The sequence below is a fragment of the Mycoplasma leonicaptivi ATCC 49890 genome (assembly GCF_000622205.1).
Lineage (GTDB): Bacteria > Bacillota_I > Bacilli_A > Mycoplasmatales > Metamycoplasmataceae > Mycoplasmopsis > Mycoplasmopsis leonicaptivi.
This window is the reverse complement of sequence record NZ_JHWE01000054.1, coordinates 1-5023: the sequence shown is the minus strand read 5'-3', so window position 1 is coordinate 5023 and position 5023 is coordinate 1. Positions and strand designations below refer to the sequence as shown.

The 5023-nt window shown below is 24.2% G+C and carries 4 protein-coding genes; 2 read left to right on the top strand and 2 right to left on the bottom strand.

The window, feature by feature from the left end; translation table 4 throughout:
• Nucleotides 1-297: integrase core domain-containing protein (locus BU00_RS0103235; RefSeq protein ID WP_027121439.1), on the top strand; the 297-nt coding region annotated here is incomplete at its 5' end.
• Between the two features lie 38 nt (nt 298-335).
• On the opposite strand, the gene BU00_RS04675 is transcribed toward BU00_RS0103235, so the two are convergent.
• Complete coding sequence (locus BU00_RS04675; RefSeq protein WP_211246801.1) at nt 336-1907, bottom strand: DNA cytosine methyltransferase; 1572 nt, start codon at nt 1905-1907, stop codon at nt 336-338.
• 619 nt (nt 1908-2526) lie between these two features.
• On the opposite strand from BU00_RS04675, the gene BU00_RS0103220 reads away from it, so the two are divergent.
• Nucleotides 2527-4749 (top strand): beta-N-acetylglucosaminidase domain-containing protein, encoded by a 2223-nt coding sequence (locus tag BU00_RS0103220; RefSeq protein ID WP_027121454.1) that lies wholly within the window; start codon nt 2527-2529, stop codon nt 4747-4749.
• Here the strand turns inward: BU00_RS0103220 and BU00_RS05250 are convergent.
• Nucleotides 4702-5023, bottom strand: a 322-nt coding sequence (locus BU00_RS05250) for an integrase core domain-containing protein (protein WP_027121163.1), incomplete at its 5' end; no start/stop codon positions are given. The two genes, BU00_RS0103220 and BU00_RS05250, sit on opposite strands and share 48 nt — an antisense overlap.

The window sequence follows — 5023 nt, the reverse complement described above, 5'->3', positions numbered from 1 at the left end:
ATACACTCAGATCATGGTTATCAGTATTCTTCACAAGAGTATAAAAAATTAGTTGATAAAATTAATGGAAAAATTTCAATGTCTAGAGTTGGTAATTCCTTAGATAATAGAGAAGTTGAATATTTCTTTTCGATATTAAAAACAGAATGTTTATATTTAAACAAAATAAAGGAAATGACTTTTAAAGAATTAAAATCATTAATTGAATCGTTTATTGTAAAATATAATAATGAAAGATTTCAATCAAATCTTAATTGAAAAACACCTCAAGAAACTTGAAGTGCTTTAAAATTATAATTGTTTCAAATCTGTGTCCCTGTTTACCTTTTATACTACTATTTTTTTAAATCTTTATATTTTAATAATGTGTTCTTTATAGAAGTAGCAATCCTCTCTGACATAATCACAGGTACAGCATTGCCGATTTGTGTATAAATCTTATTCAAATTACCTTGAAAATTATATTTCAGTGGAAACGATTGCAGTATCGAACATTCTCTGGCACTTAATCTTCTATTTTTATTTATATGGATTTCTGGTATTGTAGCAGTAATTGTATCGCTCGGTCTATCTCAATTCGTTATTCTTAACGATTGATTGAACTTGATATTTTTTTCAATAATAGTTGTCATTATTTCATCATATTTATCATCAAAACCAAAAATTCTTTTCAACTCTCACCAATCTTTAACAGAAGGTAAACTACCAGAATTATTATCTTTTCTAAATCAATGACCAGCAGTGTGTTTATATCCAAAATGATCATTTACTTTTTTTGTAGTTCAACCTGATTTATTTCTTCAATAAACAAGATAGTCACAAATTTCGTTTTGCACAACATTGAATTTTCTACCTCAAAATTTATCTGCTACATTTTCAGAAGCAATATGATTTGATATTTTTATGAAATCAAATTTTTCATTTATACCAAGAAGTTTATAAAAATCTTTTTTATTCTTTATTTTTGTATTTTTGATGTGTTCTTGTATTTCTTTTTTAGAAATAATAAAATCTTTATTTGTTATATTTTTATCTGATAAAAAACCAATAGCTTGTTCTGTTGTTATTGCTGGTTTTAATTTACTGTTATTTTTAATTAAAGAATTTTTATTTAAATAGTGTGTTGGTTTTGGGAAAGGGTTTTCAACACCTAATTTATTACCGATTATTATAACTCTTTGTCTTGATTGTGGAACACCAAATTCTGCAGCGTTTAAAACTCTTGCATCTACTTTATAACCTACTTTATTTCCATCATTATCTTTTAAGTTTTCGAAATCTGATTTAATCATTTTAAAAACTTTACCTTTGTCTAATGATAAAATTCCCTTAACATTTTCGGCAACAAAAAAAGAAGGTTTTTTATCAGCTATAATTCGCAACATTTCTTTGTATAAAAAATTACGTTCATCTTTAATATTTCTTTTACTGTTAGCGATAGAAAAACCTTGGCATGGGAAACCACCAATAATTACATCTGGATTATCAGGTATATTTTTACTTGAAATAAGTGAAATATTTCCATTAATAATATGATTTCCAATATTTTGTTTATATGATTGTACTGCTTCGTTAAAATTATCGTTTGCTCATATTATTTCAAATCCTGAGTTAATAAAGCCTAAATCCATACCTCCAGCACCAGAAAACAATGATATAACTTTAAATTTATTTGAATGAGTATTTTTACTAAAATCTATATTATTATCATATTTTAATTCAAAAATATCATCAATTTTACATGATAATGCTGTGCAAATTTTATTAAGAACTTCGCAACTAAGAATTTCATTTTTACTTATCTTTGCTAATGTACTTGAACTTATTTTAGCTTTGATTCTTAAGTCTGTTTTCGTCATTTTTTTATCAATTAAAATTTTTAAAAGTTTATCATAAGATGGTTGCATTTCTTCTCCTTTTATAAAAAAATATTATATCATAAATTATAAAGCATTAAATAAAATATTTGATGCTTTTAAAATATTTTTTTATTTATTTTTTAAATTTAAACATATTTATGTCTTCAATTAAAAAGTCGCGATGCAAATTTTGAACTTGATAGTGACTTTTTAATTGAAGACATTTTTATTTTATTGTGAAAAAATATTTCTTGTGAAAGAGATAAATTTAAATGAGTAAAGTTTAAAAAATCAACATAAAAATATTGAATTTGATAAAGGATTAATTTAATCAAAAATATCTAAAAATCAAAGTTTTCTAAAATTTTATAGTTATCTTTTTAATTTATATTCTTATTTTTAAATGCAAAATTGACAATATGATAAATATTTTAGACATAAAAATATAACTTTTAATGCTATATTATGCATTAATTAGTATTTTTTAATGAAATTTTTGCAAAAATAAAGATATTAAGATAGTTTTAAATTAAACAGTCTTTTTTTTTTTTTTTTGAATGGTTTGAGTAAAATATTAAAAAGTTTAATTTTTATTTTCAAAAGTTTATAAAATTTTACTTTTATGCATTTTAATTAATAATTAAAATGTGAAAAATTAAGGAGACGTATGAATTTAAAAAAATCACTTAGATTATTACTTAAAACCTCAGGTAGTTTAGGGTTAGTTGCTACAATTAGTGCAACTGCTGGTGAAACTACCGAAAACACAAGTAATAATCAAAACACAACAGGATCAGAAACAACTTATGAAATCTATCCTGGTGTACAAAGTATTGAATATGATAAATCAAGTTATGTTTTATCAAATGATATAAATGTTGTATTTGAAGATGGGATTGATAATGCTACAATAAACAGATTTGATGAAGTTTTAAAAGCTAAAAATATCTCTTATTCAAAATCAAGAAGTTTTATTGATGGAAAAACAAATGTTTTAATAGGAATTAAAGGAGATCATGATAATTTAGTTGATGATAAAGCAACAGAATTATCTGTAAACCTTGACGAAGAATTAAAAAATAAAAATGATAGTTATGTTTTGAGTTCAAAAAATGGTTATATTACCTTATTAGCAAAAGACAGATTTGCTGCCTTTCATGGTGTAACAACTTTATGACACATTTTTCAACAATTAAATCAAAACAAACAAATTGAAAATTTTACAATTAAAGATTATGCAGAAGTATCTGAACGTGGTGTTTTAGAATGATTCCACGGTAAAAAATGAAGCGTTGAAGAAAAAATGGCTTTTATAAGATGAGCTAGTTATTATAAACAAAATATGTACTTTTATTCTCCTAATGATTCATTTGATAATAAATCATTAGGTTATCCAGTTGAAAAATATTCAGAAGAAGAATTAAATACCAAAATTATTCCTCTTCTTAATGTTTCAAATGAAGTAAATGTTGACTTTGTATATACTATTCATCCATTTTTAGCTTATAAAGGTAATATAAAAAAAGAAAACTACAATACACAATTAGAACTAATTAAAGAAAAATTTGAACAAGTTTTAAAAGCAGGAGTTAGAAAAATAGGAATTGTTTCTGATGGAACAGATCCATTTGGTAAAGATGAATCAGCAAAAACACAACGTGTTCAATTTCTTAATGATTTAATTGATTGATTAAAAGAAAGACAAAAAATAAAACCAGAAATTAAACCTGAATTAATTTGATTAACCCCTGAAATTCGTAATGAAGATCCAGGACAGGTTTACTATAAACAATTAAAAGAAGAAGTTAAAATTTTAGCAACAAATGGTGGTTTATATAAACAAATTACAGGTGAGTGAGAAAAAAGATTTAAAGATAATGTAGGAAGAAGTCCGATAACTATAACAACATTTCCTAACTCTGAAAAACAAGTTGAAAACTTAGTTATGGGTGGTTATAAAGATTTCTTTAAACCAGGTGCAGATTTATCTAATTCAAATGGTATTTTACTTGATCCAATGCAATGATCATATGCTTCAAGAGTAGGTGTATTTGGTGGATTAAATTACGGTTGAAAAACTTGAAAAACAGATGAAGAAGCACAACAAGTATGAGAAGCATCGTTCAAACACGCTTTAAATAATTCAGAGTTAGATTCAAAAGAATCTCAAGCGCTTAGAGAGTTATCTAAACATATGCAATATAATAAAGAATTAAGTACTGTTGAAGAATCACAAGAGCTTAATCCTAAATTAGAAGCAGTTAAATCAAAACTAAGCGATAAATCTTATTCAAAAGATGATGTAAACATTTTAATAAAAGAATTTCAAAAATTAAAACAAGCATCAGATTTATTATTAAAATCTACAATTAATACAGATTTTATTAATGAAATTAAACCTTGATTAAGTTCATTTAAAGACTTATCTACTGGTCTTGAAAAATTAATGTATGCATTAATCAGTTATAAAGATGGTGATAATGGTAGTGCAAGTAATTACTACTTTAGTGCAAGAGATGATATTAGTAGATCAAGAAATAATCATAAAATTTCATATGGTGGTATCAAAAATGCTGAAGTAGGTCACCAAAAAATCCAACCATTTTTAACAGAAGTTTTAAAATCACTATCTGTTTTAGGTGGTGAAAATTCATTAGATGATTCTAATACAAATTCTAAATATGTATCTGTTATTCAATCTGTTACATTACCAAATGAACTTGCTTCTGATGCAGAAGGTACAAAAATACAAAGTTTATATGATGGTGATGATTCAACATTTGTTAATATTTCAAGAAAAAATAATAATGGTCGTCTAAACATGGAAGTCTATTTTAGACCATTAATACTTATTAACGTCTCAAACTTCTTGAGGCGTTTTTCATTGTAAATTTGATTGTATTCTTTCAAAATTATATCAATCAACATAATTTTTTATAAGATTTAATAATTCAGAAAAATTTAATTTAGAAATATTAATTTTGTTTAACATTTCAGATTTAATATTAGAAAAGAAATATTCTGCTTCTCTATTGTCAAGTGAATTACCAACTCTACCCATAGAAATTTTAAAATTATTTTTCTTAGAAAGTTTTATATATCTATTTGATGAATATTGATATCCGTGATCTGAATGAACAATTATTTTAGATTTTTTCTTAAAT